The organism is Streptomyces humicola, assembly GCF_024436035.1.
Classification (GTDB): Bacteria; Actinomycetota; Actinomycetes; order Streptomycetales; family Streptomycetaceae; genus Streptantibioticus_B; species Streptantibioticus_B humicola.
This window is the reverse complement of the sequence record NZ_JANFNG010000004.1, coordinates 126,394-141,504: the sequence shown is the minus strand read 5'-3', so window position 1 is coordinate 141,504 and position 15,111 is coordinate 126,394. Positions and strand designations below refer to the sequence as shown.

The following is a 15,111-nucleotide window of genomic DNA, read 5'->3' as shown; positions in this document are numbered from 1 at the left end:
CCATGGGTTCGGCGGCGGCGATCGGGGAGCAGGTCAGGGTGACCGGTCTCGCCCTGGCCGGGGTGACCGTGCTGGTGGCCGAGGACCCGCACGCCGTACGCGAAGCATGGCGCGCCTTGTCCGACGAGGTCACCTTGGTCATCGTCACCCCTGCCGCGGCCGACGCCCTCGGCCCTGGCATCGTCGAGTCCACCCGCCCGCTCACGGCGGTGATGCCGCCATGACCACGCCGCAGGCCGGACAGGCCGACGCACTCGCGCCGGTTCGCACCGCACTGCTGCGCGCCGCGCGGACGGACGCCGATGCGCTGTTGGCGCAAGCCCGCGCCGACGCAGCCCAGACCCTCGACGCCGTCCGCGCCGAGGCACAGGCAATCCTCGACGAGGCCCGCCGCCAGGGCGAGGCCGACGGCGCGGCTGCGGCGAGGCAGCTGCGCATGCACGCCCACCGTGCTGCCAGGGCTCGCCAACTCGCCGCGCGCAGCGAGGTCTACGCCGAGCTGCGCCGCCAGGTCACCGAAGGTGTGAGGGAGTTGCGGCACGCTGAGGAGTATCCCGCCATCCGCGACCGGCTCGCCGCGCGCGCCCGACGGCTCCTCGGCCCGGACGCGTCCGTCGAGGAGCACCCCGGCGGGGGAGTGGTAGCCGTAGCTCCCGGCCGTCGCGTCGATCTCACCCTGGACGCCCTGGCCACCCGTGGACTGGAACGATGCGACGCGGAGGCGCTGTGGGCACTGTGAACCCCGTGAAGGGTGAGCCCTGCCGCATCCTGCGGGTTGCCGGACCGCTGATCGAGATGGAGTACACCGGCGGTACCGCCATGTACGACCTGGTCTCGCTCGGCGACGCCGCGCTGCCCGGGGAGGTGGTGGCGATCAGCGGCGACGTGGTCACCGTCCAGGCGTACGAGTACACCGGCGGCCTGGCCCCCGGGCACCGCGCCCGTCCGCGGGGCGCCCCGCTGTCGGCCCGGCTCGGGCCCGGACTGCTCGGCGGGATCTTCGACGGCCTACTGCGTCCGCTCTCCGCCGCCGGAGAGTGGCTGGTCCCGGGCGCGAACCGCCCACAGGACCGTGGTCGCACATGGACGTTCACGCCCCGCGTCACCGAAGGGCAGCAGGTGACGCAAGGCGCCGTACTCGGCGAGGTGCGTACGGCAGGCCCGGTGCCGGTACGGATCCTCGTACCGCCGGGCCGCTCCGGGCCGGTGGAGCGGATCGCGCCCGAAGGGAGCTACCCAAGCGGCGCCGTGGTGGCCGTCGTGGCGGACGCCGAGGTGAGGATGGTGTGCGACTGGCCGATCCGCACGCCCCGCCCGGTCCTGGAGCGCGTCGAGGCGCGCGAGGCCCTGAACACCGGCCAGCGCGCGATCGATCTGCTCTTCCCCGTCGCCCGGGGCAGCACCGTCGCCGTTCCCGGCGGCTTCGGCACCGGCAAGACCGTACTGCTGCAACAGATCGCCAAGTGGTGCGACGCCGACGTCATCGTCTACATCGGCTGCGGCGAACGCGGCAACGAAATGGCCGACGTCATCGCGGAGTTGTCCGCGCTGGAGGACCCGAGGACCGGGGGCCGGCTCGCCGACCGTACGGTCACCATCGCCAACACCTCCAACATGCCGATGATGGCCCGGGAGGCGAGCATCTACACCGGCGCCACGGTGGCCGAGTACTTCCGCGACATGGGACTCGACGTCGTGGCCATCGCCGACTCCACCTCCCGGTGGGCCGAGGCGCTGCGCGAATTCGCCTCCCGTACCGGTGAGTTGCCCGCCGAGGAGGGCTATCCGGCGGGCCTCGCGTCGGCGATCGCCGCTTTCTACGAGCGGGCGGCGGCGGTGACGACGCTCGGCGGCGCCCGGGGCTCGGTGACCGTGATCGGCGCGGTCTCCCCGCCGGGCGGGGACATGACCGAGCCCGTCACCGCGCACACCGAACGCTTCGTGCGCTGTCTGTGGACGCTCGACCGGGACCTCGCCTACGCCCGTCACTACCCCGCGATCTCGTGGTCAGGCTCCTTCTCACGCGACACCGATGCAGTCGGCGCGGGCCACGCGCAGGCCGGCGACCCGGACTGGGTCCGGCGGCGCACCAGGACGGCGGCGCTGCTGGCGGAGGCGGACCGGCTCGCCGACCTTGTGGACCTGGTCGGCATCACCGCACTCCCCGACCGCGAACGGATCGGCGTTCTCGGCGGCCGGCTGATCCGCGAGGGCCTGCTGCAGCAGAGCGCATTGTCGGAGCGGGACGCCTTCTGCGGTCCTGAGAAGACCACGGCGCTCGCCGAGGCCGTACTGGACGTGGTGGACCGCTGCCGCCGTCTGGTCGACTCCGGTGTGCCCGCAGCCACCGTCGAGGAGGCCGATTTCACGCCGCTGCTGCGCGCCCGCGAGGAGAGCGGTCCGCACGACGCCGCGGGCGTTGCGGCGCGGCGGGACGCGGTGCTCGCCCGGCTGGGGGAGCTGTCGTGACGACGGGGACGACATGGACGTCCGGGATGGCGTGGAGTGAGGTCGAGTACACGGCGGTACGCGAACTGCGCGGCCCGCTCGCCGTCGTCGAGGGCGTGACCGGGGTCGGCTGGGACGAGTTCGTACGCATCACCCTCCACTCCGGTGAACAGCGGCACGGCCTGGTCCTCGAAGTCAATCGCGACCTCGCTGTCGTGCAGGTGCTGGAGGACACCGCGGGCATGGACCCGGCAGGCGTGCGGATGGCCTTCGCGGGTACACCGTTGCGCATCCCCGTCGGGACGGGCTGGCTGGGCCGGGTCTGCAACGGGCGCGGCGAGCCGGTCGACGGCGGGCCTCCCGTCTTCGGGGCCACGAGTGCGGCTGTCGGCGGTGTGCCGATCAACCCCGCGCGCAGACAGCCGCCCGCCGATCCGGTCCTCACCGGAGTCGGCGCCGTCGACGCGCTCACCACGCTGGTGCGCGGCCAGAAGCTGCCGGTCTTCTCCGTCGCGGGGCTGCCCCACCTGGAGCTCGCCACCCAGATCGCGGCCCAGTCCACCGCCGCGGGTCAGGCGTTCAGCGTTGTCTTCGCCGGCATGGGCCTCACCCACGCCGATGCCTCCTTCGTCCGCGACGCCCTGGAGGAACGGTCCGCTGCCAGCGAACTGGTTCTGCTGCTCAACACCGCCGACGACCCCGTGATCGAACGGATCCTGACACCACGTCTGGCGCTCACCGTCGCCGAACACCTCGCCTTTGACGCCGGCAGGCACGTCCTCGTCGTCATGACCGACATGACCACCTACGCCGAGGCGCTGCGCGAAGTCTCCGCGGCCCGTGGCGAGATCCCGGCCCGTCGCGCCTACCCCGGCTACCTCTACAGCGACCTGGCCTCCCTCTACGAGCGGTGCGGACGCATCGATGGGCGGCCGGGCTCGGTCACCGTGGTGCCGGTGCTCACCATGCCCGCGGGCGACATCACCCACCCCGTCCCCGACCTGACCGGCTACATCACCGAAGGCCAGATCGTACTCTCCCGCGACGTGCACGCACGCGGTGTCTACCCGCCCGTGGACGCCCTGGCCTCGCTCTCCCGGCTGATGCGTTTCGGCGCCGGTCCGGGGCGCACCCGCGATGACCATCTCGACGTGGCCGCACAGCTGCTCGCCGCCCTCGCCCGGGCACGGCAGGTGCGTGAGCTCGCCGAGCTGGTCGGCCAGGCGGCACTGAGCCGGGCTGACCGCCGCTATCTGGAGCTCGGTGACGCCTTCCTGTACCGCTTCATGGACCAACGACCCGAAGAGACACGGACGTTGGACGACACCCTGGAACGCGGGTGGCAGGTGCTGCTCACCCTGGAGCGCAGTGAGCTCACCATGCTCCCGGACGCGCTGATCGACGCCCACGAGAAGGGGGCGGGCGGATGAGCATCCCTCCCGGGCGCGCCGGGCGCCTGCGTCTGCGCCACAGCATCGACGTCGCGACACGCGGCGCCGATCTGCTCGACCAGAAGCTACGCATCCTGCGTACTGAGCACGAACGCCGCCTGCGTGCCGAGGAGGCAGCAGGCCGCGACTGGCAGACACGCCTCGGGGACGCCGAAACCTGGCTTCTGCGAGGGGTGCTGTTGGGAGGCGAGCAGGCCCTGGAGGCCGCGAGCGTGGTGGAGCCCGCGGACGTCACCGTCGAATGGGCGACGTCCATGGGCGTGCGGCACCCCTCTGGCGCCACCTGCACACCGGCGGTGCGCGCCCCCACCGAACCGGCTCCCGGCAACACCGCCCTGCTCCACGCCGAGGCCGCCTACCGCGACGCGCTGCTCGCCGCCGCCGACTACGCCGCCGCCCGCGCCGCCACCCGCATCATCGGCGCCGAAGTCCTCGCCACCCGCCGACGGGTCCGCGCACTGCGCCGCCACTGGATCCCCCGCCTCACCGAACAGCTCGCCGCCACGGAACTCGCCCTGGAGCAGACCGAGCACGAGGACGCGGTCCGCCGCCGCTGGGCCGCCGAAGCGCACACCCGTGAGCGCCTTCCGCCTGACCGGTGACGTGCCCGTGATCGTGGGCGATGCCAAGCAGGGCCAGGTGCCGCGTCTGCTCGAACGCGGTGGCACCGCGGTCAGCCACTGGCCCTCTGCCGGCGAAGTCTCGGACCGGGGCCTTGCCTCCCCGCTTGCGCGGCCGAAGGCGTACTCGGGGATGCTGTCAGTAGCGGTGATCGCGCCGATGCGGGTCCGGTGGGCCACATCCTCCCTGGCGCCGGGGTCCGTGGCATCGCGGCCCTCGGCATCATGGACGAGCTCGAGCAGCAACTGCACGTGCCACGCGAAGGGGACGCCAGATGTGCTCTTTCACCGCGGGCGGCGTCGCTGAAAGCATCTTGCACGGCGTCGGGTATGCCCTTCTCCGCGATGGGGTAGCGCCTGGTGGGCCGACGGTGGACTGCGGGGTACAGCTCGGCGAGGTTGTCCTCGGGGCGTGCGGGGCCGGCCCGTTGCACCGTCGCGAGCGGCTCCGGGTCCGCGGGGTCGAGCAGCAGCGAGGCGGCCAGCTCCCAGCCGCGCGCCCGGCGGCGACGGGCAAGCGGCGCGCAAGTTGAACAGGGCCGCGCCGTAGCCGAGGCCGAGGTGGAGGGCACGGGTTGGCGGGGTCGGAGTGCCGCACGGCGCGCTGAAGGTCCGCGCGCAGCTGAGCGGGAAGCGGCGCAGCTGGTGCTTGCCGTGGCGGGCGTCGTGAAGGCCGACACAGGGCTCACCGGTCGTGCCCGGCAGCCCCTGGGCGGTGCGGCATGCGCACTCGTGTGATCACGAGGAGCCGTCTCCTTGGCGGGTGCCCGAGATGTGTTCGATGTGCTGGACGTGGGCATCCGGACCTGGGTAGACGAGGGTGACGCGCCCCGTGTCGGCCCAGCGCACGTCATAGGGCGGTGTCCCGTCCGCGTGGTGAAGCCCCACGATCTCGCCCTCGCGCCGCAGTGTGCCGGTGGTGGGGCTCTCGACGATCACCAGGTCTCCGACTTCAGCTTTCATGGTGGCCCCTTCCGCCGCTTTCGGTCTCTTTTGAGCAAACGCCCATCACGATTGCTGCGCCAGGGCCGAAGGACCCCTGCCAGGAGGTTTGCGCCCAACAGAGTGAAGTGGAGCGCGCCGGTGCGAGCAAACGGCCGCTGCGGTGGTACATCACATCCGCACACACCGTGATCGCCTGAGTGACAAGTTGAAGCCCCTGCCCCGTACCCTTCGGAAGCGGCCCGATTCGAAATGCATGCGATGACGCTTGCGCAGCTACCCGTCACGCTCCCGGTGTCGACGTTTCCGCCGCTGGCGGTCGGGTTCTTCGGCTTGGGCACCGGCTACCTCATCTGGGGGCCGGAGGAGCTGTTCGGCTATCCGCGCCGTTCGCCGGGCGTGGACAAAACCACCGGTCTATGGGGCATCTGGATGCCCGGATTCATGCAGTTCCTTACCGGGGTCTACCTGTTCATCGGGCTGGCCTGGTTCCACACCTTCCGCGAACCGCCTCTCTACATGGCGGCGCTGGCGTTCACCGCCTACGGCGTGCACTGGTTCGCCATCGGCGGTGGCCGCTACCTCGGCAGCGACCCCCGACCCAACGGATTCATGGCGATCGCCTTCGTCCTGATCTCCATCCTCGGCATCGTGGTCTTCTTCCGCGCTGGTGACTGGCCGGTCGGCACCCTCTTTTGCGGGCTGACTGCGATCTACGTCAGCGACGTCTTCGCCAGCTTCCGGCTCGGCGTGCGCACCCACACCCGCTCCGACGGCACCGAGATGGAGGTGAGCCTCGGCGAGCGAGCTCTGGGCCTGTTCCACCTCCTCACCGGCCTGTGGCTGATGTACCTCACCTGGGCCGCCGCCCTGAAGCTCGCCTCCCACGTCAACCTGCCCCTCTGACCGACGGCGTCGGTTCCTCACCGGCTAGCGTCGATCGGCCCTGGCCGGGGACGTTCGGCCCCTGCCCCGCGGGCGATCGTCGTCGGACGCTTGGTGGCGAGGACGTGGGTCCTATGCGCAGGGGAGGAGGCTCGCCATGGCGGAGCAGACGATCATCCGCAAGGCATCGCACCCGCGCGTGGCGCCGAATCTCGGCGACTACGAGCGCGAATGCGCGCGGTTCGACTGGGCCCGGGCCCGTGAGCAGCTGTCCGGCCTGCCGGGCGGCAAGGGGCTGAACATCGCTTACGAGGCGGTCGACCGGCACGTGGCGCACGGTCGGGGCGGCCATGTGGCGCTGCGCTGTATCGGGCGTGACGATAGGGTCCGCTCCGTCACCTTCGCCGAGCTGGCCCGTCGTACCAACCGGTTCGCGAGCGTGCTGCGGCGGCTCGGAGTCGGGGCGGAGGAGCGGGTGTTCACCTTGCTCGGCCGCTGTCCCGAGCTGTACACCACCGTCCTGGGCACGCTGAAGAACACCGGCGTGGTCTGCCCGCTCTTCTCGGCCTTCGGGCCCGGACCCGTCGAGCAGCGGCTGCGGCTCGGTGACGCGCGCGTGCTGGTGACCACGGAGGCGCTGTATCGGCGGAAGGTCGCCGCGAGCCGCGACCGGCTGCCGTGCCTGGAGCACGTACTGATCGTCGGCCGCCGCGACGCTGACCTCCCGGGCACTCTCGGCTATGAGGAGGCGATGGAGGCGGCGCCCGACGAGTTCACCATTGCGCCCACCGGTCCGGAGCAGATGGCGCTGCTGCACTTCACCAGCGGCACGACAGGCACGCCCAAGGGCGCGGTGCACGTCCACGAGGCCGTCGTCGCCCACCACGCCACCGCCGGCTACGCGCTCGACCTGCACCCGGATGACGTGTACTGGTGCACGGCCGACCCCGGCTGGGTCACCGGCACCTCGTACGGCATCATCGCGCCGCTCACCCACGGGATCACCGTGATCGTTGACGAAGGTGACTTCGATGCCCGCCGCTGGTACCGGATCCTCGCGGACGAGCATGTCACCGTCTGGTACACCGCCCCGACGGCGGTACGGATGCTGATGCGCGCAACTCCGCGTGAAGGCCCGTACGACCTGCCTCGCTCCTACGATCTGTCGGCACTGCGGTTCATCGCCTCGGTCGGCGAACCGCTCAACCCGGAGGCTGTGCTGTGGGGGGAGGAGGTGCTGGGACTGCCGATCCATGACAACTGGTGGCAGACCGAGACAGGCAGCATCATGATCGCGAACTTCGCCGCATGCGACATTCGGCCGGGCTCGATGGGCCGGCCGCTGCCCGGCGTCGAGGCGGCCGTACTGGAACGCGGCGAGAACGGTCGCGCCGCGGTCACCGACGGCCGCGTCACGGTCATCGAACGGCCGGACACCGAGGGAGAGTTGGCGCTGCGCCCTGGATGGCCGTCGATGTTCCGTGGTTATCTGCATGACAAGGTGCGCTACGACGCGTGCTTCGCCGGCCGTTGGTATCTCACCGGTGACCTGGTGCGCCGCGACGCCGACGGCTGGTTCTGGTTCGTCGGGCGCGCCGATGACGTCATCAAGTCGGCCGGGCACCTGATCGGTCCGTTCGAGGTCGAGAGCGCCCTGATGGAGCATCCTGCGGTGGCGGAAGCCGGTGTGATCGGCAAGCCTGACGAGGTGGCGGGTGCGATCGTCAAGGCCTTCGTCTCGCTCAAGCCCGGCCACGAGCCGAGCGACGCGCTGGGACGTGAGCTGCTGGCCTTCGCCCGGCGCAGGCTCGGCCCTGCCGTCGCACCCCGGGAGATCGCCTTCGACCAGAACCTGCCCAGGACCCGCAGCGGAAAGGTGATGCGTCGGCTGCTGCGGGCCCGCGAGCTCGGCCTGCCGGAAGGGGACATCTCCGCGCTGGAGACCGTCGAGAGCGCAGAAAGCGGGGGAGTGCCGTGAGCCCGCACCGTACGCGCACCGACGGGCATGCCCCGGCGCTCCGGCACCGTGGCGAACTGCTCTACGGCATGCTGCGCATCCGGCGGTTCGAGGAGCGTTGCGTGGAGCTGTACAGCGCGTCCGTGATCCGCGGCTTCGTGCACCTGTACATCGGCGAGGAAGCGGTCGCCGTGGGCGTCAACCAGGCGCTCACCGAGGACGACGCAGTGGTGGCCACCTACCGCGAGCACGGACACGCGCTGGCCCGCGGCATCCCGGCCGAGGCGGTGATGGCCGAGATGTACGGCAAGGCCAGCGGCTGCAGCCGCGGCCGCGGCGGCTCCATGCACATGTTCGACGCCTCCCGCCGCTTCTACGGCGGCAGCGCCATCGTCGGCGGTGGCCTGCCGCTCGCCGCCGGCCTCGCGCTCGCCGACCGCATGCGCGGACAGCCCCGCGTGACCTGCTGCTTCTTCGGCGACGGCGCCTTCGCCGAAGGCGAGTTCCACGAGACGGCCAACCTCGCGGCGCTGTGGCGACTGCCGCTGCTGCTGGTCTGCGAGAACAACCTCTACGCGATGGGCACCGCGCTGAAGCGGGAGCACGCCCAGACCGACCTCGCCCTACGCGCCGCCTCCTACGGCATGGCCTCCTGGCCCGTGGACGGCATGGACGTACTCGCCGTCGAACATGCGGCCCGGCAGGCCGCCGAGAGCATCCGGGCCGGTGCCGGCCCGCACTTCCTGGAGCTGCGCACCTACCGCTACCGCGCCCACTCGATGTACGACCCGGACCGCTACCGCACCAAGGAGGAGATCGCGGAATGGAAGGCCCGCGACCCCATCGACGCCCTGGCCCGGCAGCTGCGCGACGACGGGGAAGTCGACGACGAGGCGCTCGCCGCACTGGAGCGGCGGGCCGCGAACGAGGTGGCAGGCGCCGTCCGGGCTGCCGAGCGCGCGCCCGAGGAGCCGGCGGACGAGCTGCTGCGCTTCGTCACCAGCCCGGTCACCCCGACGAGGGCGGCGAGATGACCACGACAGCGACGACCGCGAAAAAACCGCGTGCCTCCTCCGCCACTGCCACGACGACGTACCGCGAGGCGATGCGGCAGGCGATGAGCGAGGCGATGCGCGCCGACGAGCGGGTCTTCCTCATGGGCGAGGACGTCGGCCGGTACGGGGGAGCCTTCGGCGTCAGCCTGGGCATGCTGGAGGAGTTCGGCCCGGAGCGGATCCGTGACACGCCGTTGTCGGAGTCGGCGTTCACCGGCGCGGGGATCGGCGCCGCGCTCGCTGGCATGCGCCCGATCGTCGAGATCATGACGGTCAACTTCAGCCTGCTCGCGCTCGACCAGATCCTCAATAACGCCGCCACGCTGTTGCACATGTCCGGCGGCCAGCTCCCAGTCCCTCTAGTGATCCGGATGACCACGGGCGCGGGCCGCCAGCTCGCCGCCCAGCACTCACACAGCCTGGAGGGCTGGTACGCCCATATCCCGGGCATCCGCGTCCTCGCCCCTGCCACGATCGAGGACGCCCGCCACATGCTGGCGCCCGCGCTGGCCGACCCCGATCCGGTCATCATCTTCGAGCACGGCTCGCTCTACAACCTCTCGGGACCGTCCGCCGAGGACGCGGGCCCGGCAGACCTGACCTCGGCCGCGGTACGACGCGAGGGCCGCGACATCTCGCTGATCACATACGGAGGCTGCCTGCCCAAGGCACTCGACGCGGCAGAGCAGTTGGCGGAGGCCGGGATCTCCGCCGAGGTGCTCGACCTGCGCACGCTGCGCCCCCTCCACCAGGATGCGATCACCGCGACCGTGGCACGTACCCACCGTGCGGTCGTCGTCGACGAGGCCTGGCGCACCGGCAGCCTCGCTGCCGAGATCTCGGCCCGCATCATGGAGAACGCCTTCTACGAACTCGACGCGCCGGTGGAACGAGTGTGCAGCGCCGAAGTGCCCATCCCGTATGCCCATCACATGGAGCAAGCGGCGCTGCCGCAGGTCGAGGACATCGTCGCCGCAGTGCACCGGGCGGTGGACTGACGTGCCCGAATTCACGATGCCGTCGCTCGGCGCCGACATGGAGGAGGGCACCCTCCTGGAATGGCTGGTGCACCCCGGCGACACCGTGCACAAGGGCGATGTCGTCGCCGTCGTCGAGACCGCGAAGTCCACCATCGAGGTCGAGTGCTTCGGCTCCGGCACCGTGGAACGGCTGCTCGTCGAAGCCGGTACGACGGTTGCCGTCGGTACGCCGCTCGCACAGATCGGCGCTGCAGCCCCCCCGCAGGCCGCCCCGGTCGCACCGCCTGTCGCCGGCGCGGTCGACGAGGTGCACTCGCCCCTGGTACGACGGCTGGCCGCGGCGGAGGGCGTGGACCTGACCACCGTCCACGGCACAGGACCCGGCGGAACGATCACCCGCGCCGATGTGGACCACGCCGCGGCGGACAAGGCCCGGACCCGGCCGCGCGCCACCCCCCTCGCCCGTCGGCTCGCCGACGTGCTCGGCGTCGACCTGCGCCGGGTGACGGGCAGTGGCGCGGGCGGCACCGTACGCGCCGACGACATCCGCAAGGTGGCAGGGCACGCCGAACCCAAGGCCGGCCCCAAAGCCGAGCCCAGGAAGGCCGAAGCGAGGAAGGCCGCGGCCGCCCGCACCGCCGCCGACCGGTCCGCGGCCATGCGCAGGGCCATCGGCGATCTGATGAGCCGCTCCAAACGGGAGATCCCGCACTACTACCTCTCCACCACCATCGACCTCGCAGCGGCCGACACGTGGATGCGCGACCACAACCGCCGCGCCCCGGTAGCCGAACGCCTTGTCCCCGCTGCTCTGTTGCTGAAGGCGGCCGCTCTCGCCCTCCACGACGTACCGCAGCTCAACGGCTTCTGGACCGACGACCACTTCGTCCCCGCCACCGCCGTCCACCTCGGCGTCGCCGTCGCCCTCCGCGGCGTAGGCCTCGTCGCACCCGCCCTCCACGACGCCGACACGCTCGAACTACCCGACCTCATGCGGCGTTTGAAGGACGTGACGATTCGGGCCCGCAGTGGACGGCTGCGCGGTTCCGAGACCGCCGACCCGACCATTACCGTGACCAGCCTCGGGGACCAGGGTGTGGAAGCGGTGTTCGGCGTCATCTACCCACCCCAGGTGGCGCTCGTCGGCTTCGGCAAGGTCGTGATGCGTCCCACCGCCGTCGACGGGCTCCTCGGCGTGCGGCCCACCGTAACGGCCACCTTGTCGGCCGATCATCGGGCGAGCGACGGCGCCGTCGGAGCCCGCTACCTCGCCACCGTCGACCGCCTCCTGCAGCAACCGGAGCAGCTATGACCCGCGAAGAAGCACTCGGCATCGTCAAGGAGGCCATCACAAGCATCGTCCCCGACGCGGACTTCGACTCCCTCGCCCCCGACGAGAGGTTCCGCGATACCCTGGAACTCGACTCCCTCGACTTCCTGGGCTTTGTCGAAACGCTGAGCGACCGCACCGGCTGCCGCATCGACGAGGACGACTACCCGTCCCTGACCACACTGGCGGACGTCGCCGACTTCCTCACAGATCGTTGCTGGCGTACGAGAGATTGAATCAACGACGCATTGCGTGGCGGATTGTGCTTTTGAACCGCGGAAAACGCGGCCTCAAGGCGCTCCATGAGACGACCTGGCAGCTGGTGGCGATCCAGGCCCAGTCGTCGTAGCACGGGCCCCGCGTGCCCCACTCGGCCGAGCGGCGGCTCCAGCCTTCCGGCTCGACCAGTTCGAGGGCCTGGTTGGCGCGCAGCCGCTTGTGCCCGGACGTGGTGAGCTGGAAGTCGCATTCCACGGCGAAGACGTAGCCGATCCCACGCGCCTCAGCATCGACGTCGCTACGTGGTGCGTGCTTCATTCGTAAGCGTGGTCTTGCGGAACGCGTCGATCCCCCGGTTCATCCGGGCGTCGGCAAGGCACCCTCGCGATGGCCGCCTACGCCCTGCCGACAGGTAACTACTCCGCGGACGATGCCGCGCACCCCGCCCAGCACCGCCCGACGACGTCACACGCAACCTCGTTGGCGGCCACGGGCGCGAATCTGATGGACCCGCTGCACCGGCTGACGGTCCTGGAGACGTCGTTGCGGACCACCGCCGAAGCGCTTCGCAAACCCTCGCCATACGGCGCAGCCGCGGCACCCACGCCGGGCGCGCCAGGTGTGGGCAGCCGACCCGCCTCCGTGTGACAGACCTTGCAAACCGAGATCCAGCTCGCCTGCCCGGACATCACCCGCACTTTTGCCGACCCCATCAGCCGTCAACGCGGATTAGTCCTCCTGGAGTGGATCCGCCAGGCCGAGCAGGACGCCCCGAAGCCGACGCGGGTTCGCGGGGCTCCATCATCAGAATCTCGACACCCTTGTGGATATTGGGTCAGCGTCTGCCGGCCGGCTCACGGGTGAAATATGCTGAATATCCCAATGGTGGGTCACAGACCTTCGGTCACAAACCTTCAGGCGGGGCTGCGGACCTCGGGCTACCCTTCGTTGCGCGCGATCGATGGCGCGGGCTGCGCCGCGGTGGGCATTGACAAAATGTTGAAGTGGGGGGTTCGCTGCTGGTCGGCACATGACGTCCATGAAGGAGGAGCACCGTGCGGATACGCATCCTGTGGCCGGCCGGGCACGCCACCGCCACGCTGACCGAGACCCCGACGTCCAAGGCCCTGTGGGAGGCGCTCCCCATCGCCTCCTCGGCCAACACCTGGGGTGAGGAGGTCTACTTCTCCACCCCCATCAGCCCCGACCGCGAGCCCGACGCCCAGCAAGTGGTCGCGCCGGGGACGGTCGCGTTCTGGACGGACGGCGACAGCCTGGCCCTGCCCTACGGGCCCACGCCGATCTCCCGCGGTGACGAGTGCCGTCTGGCGAGCCCCTGCAACATCCTCGGCGCGCTCGATGGCGACCCCGAGGTGCTGCGGACCGTGCGCGGCGGCGACCCCGTCACCGTCGATCGCATCGACGAGGGCTGACCCGGCGTCCGCTGCGGGCGGGCCGGACCACGTGGCCGAACCCCCGGGGCGCGATGGGCGGGCCGGGGCGCAGCGGTGCGGAGTCTGATCGGGAGATCGGGAGATCAGCCCTGCCTGCCGGTCCTGCGGCGACGACGCATGGCCGCGAATCCGGTGCCGGGTACGATCGTCGCAAGTTTGCCGCCCGCGACGATCTCGGGCCACGCCAACTGCTCGGCGTGGCCGCTGAGTCCGCCGACTCGGCGGCGCCGCCGCGCGCAGACCGTCCCCGCTCGCCGGCGAAGTGACACATCACCCGGATGGCGGCTCGCGGAGGCTGCACCGCCGCCGCGGGCCGCCGCCCGGTCACCCGCGCCCGTCACCCCTACTCCGTCACTCGTACTCCGTCACCCGTGCTCCGGCATCCGCGCGATGACGGATGCGGTGTGTTCTCGCACCTGCTGCGGGGTCAGATAGCCGTCCCCGTCGACGTAGTCGAGCTCGCCCAGCGGCGGCGGCCGCCCCTTCAGGAAGCCGATGCGGACGAAGTCGTCGCCGGCCGTGGCGTTGAGCGCCCAGGCGGCGAGCACCCGTGACTTGGCGACATTGGTGCGCATCGCCGAGACGTGGTAGCCGCGTGCCACGGCCTGGGCGGAGATGCCGTGCAGCTCCACGCCGAGCGGTTTGGAGACCGCGTCGCGGCCGCCGAGATCCACCACGAGGCCGAGATCCTTGTGCATGTAGGGGGAGAGCGGTTCGCCCCGCATCGAGGCGATGATGTTGTCGGCGGCCTTCTTGCCCTGGCGGTGCGCATGCTGCGCGGTGGGCGGGCAGACGGCGCCGTCCCCTTTTTCCAGGTCCGGCACGGCCGCGGCGTCGCCGAGCGCGAAGACACCGTCGAAGCCCGGCAGCGTCAGCTGAGCGGTGACGGCGAGCCGCCCGCGTACCGTTTCCGCGCCGAGCGTCCCGACCAGCGGGCTCGCGGCGACGCCCGCGGTCCAGATCAGGGTGCGGGAGGGGATCACCCGGCCGTCGGTGAAGGTGACCTTGTCGGGGCCCGCCTCGGCGACCGAGACGCCGAGGGAGATCTCGATGCCGCGCCGCTGCAGGCACTCCATCGCGCTGCGCCCGAGTTTGTCGCCGAGCTCCGGCATCAGCTTGGGCGCGATGTCGATCAGATGCCACTTGATCAGCGTGGGGTCGAGGCTCGTGTAGCGCTTGACCGCATTGGTGGTGAGCCGCTGCAGGCAGGCGGCGGTCTCGGTACCTGCGTATCCGCCACCGACCACGACGAACTGCAGCCGCGAGGCCCGCTCGCTCTCGTCCTGGCTCGCATCGGCCAGGTCGAGCTGTGCGATGACGTGATCCCGTATGTATGCGGCCTCGGCGAGGGTCTTCATCCCGCACCCGTGTTCCTTCAGACCGGGGATGTCGAAGGTGCGGGTGACACTCCCGGGTGCCAGGACGATGTAGTCGTAGGGTTCGTCGACGATCTCGCCGGTGATGCTGCGGACGACGCAGATCTTGGCCTTGGCGTCCACGCCGATCGCGCCACCGGGGATGACCTTGGTGCGGTGCTTGCCGCGGCGCAGCGAGATGGCCACCGACTGCGGGGTGAGCACCCCGGCCGCGACGTGGGGGAGCAGGGGGAGATAGAGCTGGTAGGCGTACGGCGTGACCAGCGCGATGTCTGCTTCACCCGGTGGGAGCCTGCGCTCCAGACGGCGTACGCATGCGACACCGGCGAAACCGGCGCCGACAACGAGAATCCTGGGTCGTGCCACGGTGTCCGTCCCTTCTCGGGTGCCCTGC

General features: G+C 71.0%; 16 protein-coding genes and 1 pseudogene. 13 read left to right on the top strand and 4 right to left on the bottom strand.

Going from position 1 to position 15,111, the window contains the following annotated elements; translation table 11 throughout:
• The first annotated feature begins 2 nt into the window (after positions 1 to 2).
• From NGB36_RS08395 to NGB36_RS08375, 5 genes are read left to right on the top strand one after another with little or no spacing between them, the layout of a single operon-like run.
• On the top strand, positions 3 to 224 hold the full coding sequence (locus NGB36_RS08395) for a V-type ATP synthase subunit F (RefSeq protein ID WP_255919515.1): 222 nt from the start codon (positions 3 to 5) through the stop codon (positions 222 to 224).
• Positions 221 to 739: a F0F1 ATP synthase subunit B family protein gene (locus NGB36_RS08390; protein WP_255919514.1), complete on the top strand. Its 519-nt coding sequence runs from the start codon at positions 221 to 223 to the stop codon at positions 737 to 739. Before NGB36_RS08395 ends, NGB36_RS08390 begins: the two co-directional genes overlap by 4 nt.
• Positions 740 to 744: 5 nt before the next feature.
• The gene (locus NGB36_RS08385) at positions 745 to 2,469 is read left to right on the top strand and encodes a V-type ATP synthase subunit A (RefSeq protein ID WP_255919513.1); all 1,725 of its coding nucleotides are present in this window, start codon (positions 745 to 747) and stop codon (positions 2,467 to 2,469) included.
• Positions 2,466 to 3,878: a V-type ATP synthase subunit B gene (locus NGB36_RS08380; RefSeq protein WP_255919512.1), complete on the top strand. Its 1,413-nt coding sequence runs from the start codon at positions 2,466 to 2,468 to the stop codon at positions 3,876 to 3,878. The genes NGB36_RS08385 and NGB36_RS08380 overlap by 4 nt, the downstream gene beginning before the upstream one ends.
• Positions 3,875 to 4,501, top strand: a complete 627-nt coding sequence (locus tag NGB36_RS08375) for a V-type ATP synthase subunit D (protein ID WP_255919511.1) — start codon at positions 3,875 to 3,877, stop codon at positions 4,499 to 4,501. Before NGB36_RS08380 ends, NGB36_RS08375 begins: the two co-directional genes overlap by 4 nt.
• Before the next feature lie 792 nt (positions 4,502 to 5,293).
• On the opposite strand, the pseudogene NGB36_RS08370 reads toward NGB36_RS08375, so the two are convergent.
• Positions 5,294 to 5,482 (bottom strand): annotated as a pseudogene (locus NGB36_RS08370) (DUF1918 domain-containing protein); the annotation flags it as partial.
• Between the two features lie 240 nt (positions 5,483 to 5,722).
• On the opposite strand from NGB36_RS08370, the gene NGB36_RS08365 reads away from it, so the two are divergent.
• The 6 genes from NGB36_RS08365 (at position 5,723) to NGB36_RS08340 (ending at position 11,904) form a co-directional block, all read left to right on the top strand.
• Positions 5,723 to 6,367 (top strand): hypothetical protein, encoded by a 645-nt coding sequence (locus NGB36_RS08365; RefSeq protein WP_255919509.1) that lies wholly within the window; start codon positions 5,723 to 5,725, stop codon positions 6,365 to 6,367.
• Between the two features lie 136 nt (positions 6,368 to 6,503).
• Positions 6,504 to 8,324, top strand: coding sequence for an acetate--CoA ligase (gene acsA / locus NGB36_RS08360; RefSeq protein ID WP_255919508.1), 1,821 nt, complete (start codon positions 6,504 to 6,506; stop codon positions 8,322 to 8,324).
• A 68-nt stretch (positions 8,325 to 8,392) separates the two neighbouring features.
• A complete protein-coding gene (gene pdhA / locus NGB36_RS08355) occupies positions 8,393 to 9,337 on the top strand; it encodes a pyruvate dehydrogenase (acetyl-transferring) E1 component subunit alpha (protein WP_255919646.1) in 945 nt (314 codons plus the stop codon).
• Positions 9,334 to 10,356 (top strand): alpha-ketoacid dehydrogenase subunit beta, encoded by a 1,023-nt coding sequence (locus NGB36_RS08350; protein WP_255919507.1) that lies wholly within the window; start codon positions 9,334 to 9,336, stop codon positions 10,354 to 10,356. Before pdhA ends, NGB36_RS08350 begins: the two co-directional genes overlap by 4 nt.
• A gap of 1 nt (position 10,357) precedes the next feature.
• Positions 10,358 to 11,650 carry a dihydrolipoamide acetyltransferase family protein gene (locus tag NGB36_RS08345; protein ID WP_255919506.1) on the top strand — a complete coding sequence of 431 codons (1,293 nt, stop codon included), beginning with the start codon at positions 10,358 to 10,360 and terminating at the stop codon, positions 11,648 to 11,650.
• Positions 11,647 to 11,904: an acyl carrier protein gene (locus tag NGB36_RS08340; protein ID WP_255919505.1), complete on the top strand. Its 258-nt coding sequence runs from the start codon at positions 11,647 to 11,649 to the stop codon at positions 11,902 to 11,904. Before NGB36_RS08345 ends, NGB36_RS08340 begins: the two co-directional genes overlap by 4 nt.
• A gap of 1 nt (position 11,905) precedes the next feature.
• Here the strand turns inward: NGB36_RS08340 and NGB36_RS08335 are convergent, their stop codons facing one another.
• The gene (locus NGB36_RS08335; protein WP_255919504.1) at positions 11,906 to 12,205 is read right to left on the bottom strand and encodes a hypothetical protein; all 300 of its coding nucleotides are present in this window, start codon (positions 12,203 to 12,205) and stop codon (positions 11,906 to 11,908) included.
• Positions 12,206 to 12,274: 69 nt separating this feature from the next.
• Here NGB36_RS08335 and NGB36_RS08330 point away from each other — a divergent pair, with 69 nt between their 5' ends.
• Both NGB36_RS08330 and NGB36_RS08325 read left to right on the top strand, forming a co-directional pair.
• Positions 12,275 to 12,535, top strand: a complete 261-nt coding sequence (locus NGB36_RS08330; RefSeq protein ID WP_255919503.1) for a hypothetical protein — start codon at positions 12,275 to 12,277, stop codon at positions 12,533 to 12,535.
• 407 nt (positions 12,536 to 12,942) lie between these two features.
• Positions 12,943 to 13,320 carry a cyclophilin-like fold protein gene (locus NGB36_RS08325; RefSeq protein WP_255919502.1) on the top strand — a complete coding sequence of 126 codons (378 nt, stop codon included), beginning with the start codon at positions 12,943 to 12,945 and terminating at the stop codon, positions 13,318 to 13,320.
• A 104-nt stretch (positions 13,321 to 13,424) separates the two neighbouring features.
• On the opposite strand, the gene NGB36_RS08320 is transcribed toward NGB36_RS08325, so the two are convergent.
• Both NGB36_RS08320 and NGB36_RS08315 read right to left on the bottom strand, forming a co-directional pair.
• Complete coding sequence (locus NGB36_RS08320; RefSeq protein WP_255919501.1) at positions 13,425 to 13,682, bottom strand: hypothetical protein; 258 nt, start codon at positions 13,680 to 13,682, stop codon at positions 13,425 to 13,427.
• 24 nt (positions 13,683 to 13,706) lie between these two features.
• On the bottom strand, positions 13,707 to 15,083 hold the full coding sequence (locus NGB36_RS08315; RefSeq protein WP_255919500.1) for an NAD(P)/FAD-dependent oxidoreductase: 1,377 nt from the start codon (positions 15,081 to 15,083) through the stop codon (positions 13,707 to 13,709).
• Between the last annotated feature and the right edge of the window lie 28 nt (positions 15,084 to 15,111).

What these genes read in the sequence shown, in the direction of transcription:
- acsA (WP_255919508.1), top strand. Translation starts at nt 6,504, where the DNA reads ATGGCGGAGCAGACGATCATCCGCAAGGCATCGCACCCGCGCGTGGCG.
- NGB36_RS08375 (WP_255919511.1), top strand. Translation starts at nt 3,875, where the DNA reads ATGAGCATCCCTCCCGGGCGCGCCGGGCGCCTGCGTCTGCGCCACAGC.
- NGB36_RS08340 (WP_255919505.1), top strand. Translation starts at nt 11,647, where the DNA reads ATGACCCGCGAAGAAGCACTCGGCATCGTCAAGGAGGCCATCACAAGC.
- NGB36_RS08395 (WP_255919515.1), top strand. Translation starts at nt 3, where the DNA reads ATGGGTTCGGCGGCGGCGATCGGGGAGCAGGTCAGGGTGACCGGTCTC.
- NGB36_RS08330 (WP_255919503.1), top strand. Translation starts at nt 12,275, where the DNA reads ATGGCCGCCTACGCCCTGCCGACAGGTAACTACTCCGCGGACGATGCC.
- NGB36_RS08365 (WP_255919509.1), top strand. Translation starts at nt 5,723, where the DNA reads ATGACGCTTGCGCAGCTACCCGTCACGCTCCCGGTGTCGACGTTTCCG.
- NGB36_RS08390 (WP_255919514.1), top strand. Translation starts at nt 221, where the DNA reads ATGACCACGCCGCAGGCCGGACAGGCCGACGCACTCGCGCCGGTTCGC.
- NGB36_RS08350 (WP_255919507.1), top strand. Translation starts at nt 9,334, where the DNA reads ATGACCACGACAGCGACGACCGCGAAAAAACCGCGTGCCTCCTCCGCC.
- pdhA (WP_255919646.1), top strand. Translation starts at nt 8,393, where the DNA reads ATGCTGCGCATCCGGCGGTTCGAGGAGCGTTGCGTGGAGCTGTACAGC.
- NGB36_RS08335 (WP_255919504.1), bottom strand. Translation starts at nt 12,205, where the DNA reads ATGAAGCACGCACCACGTAGCGACGTCGATGCTGAGGCGCGTGGGATC.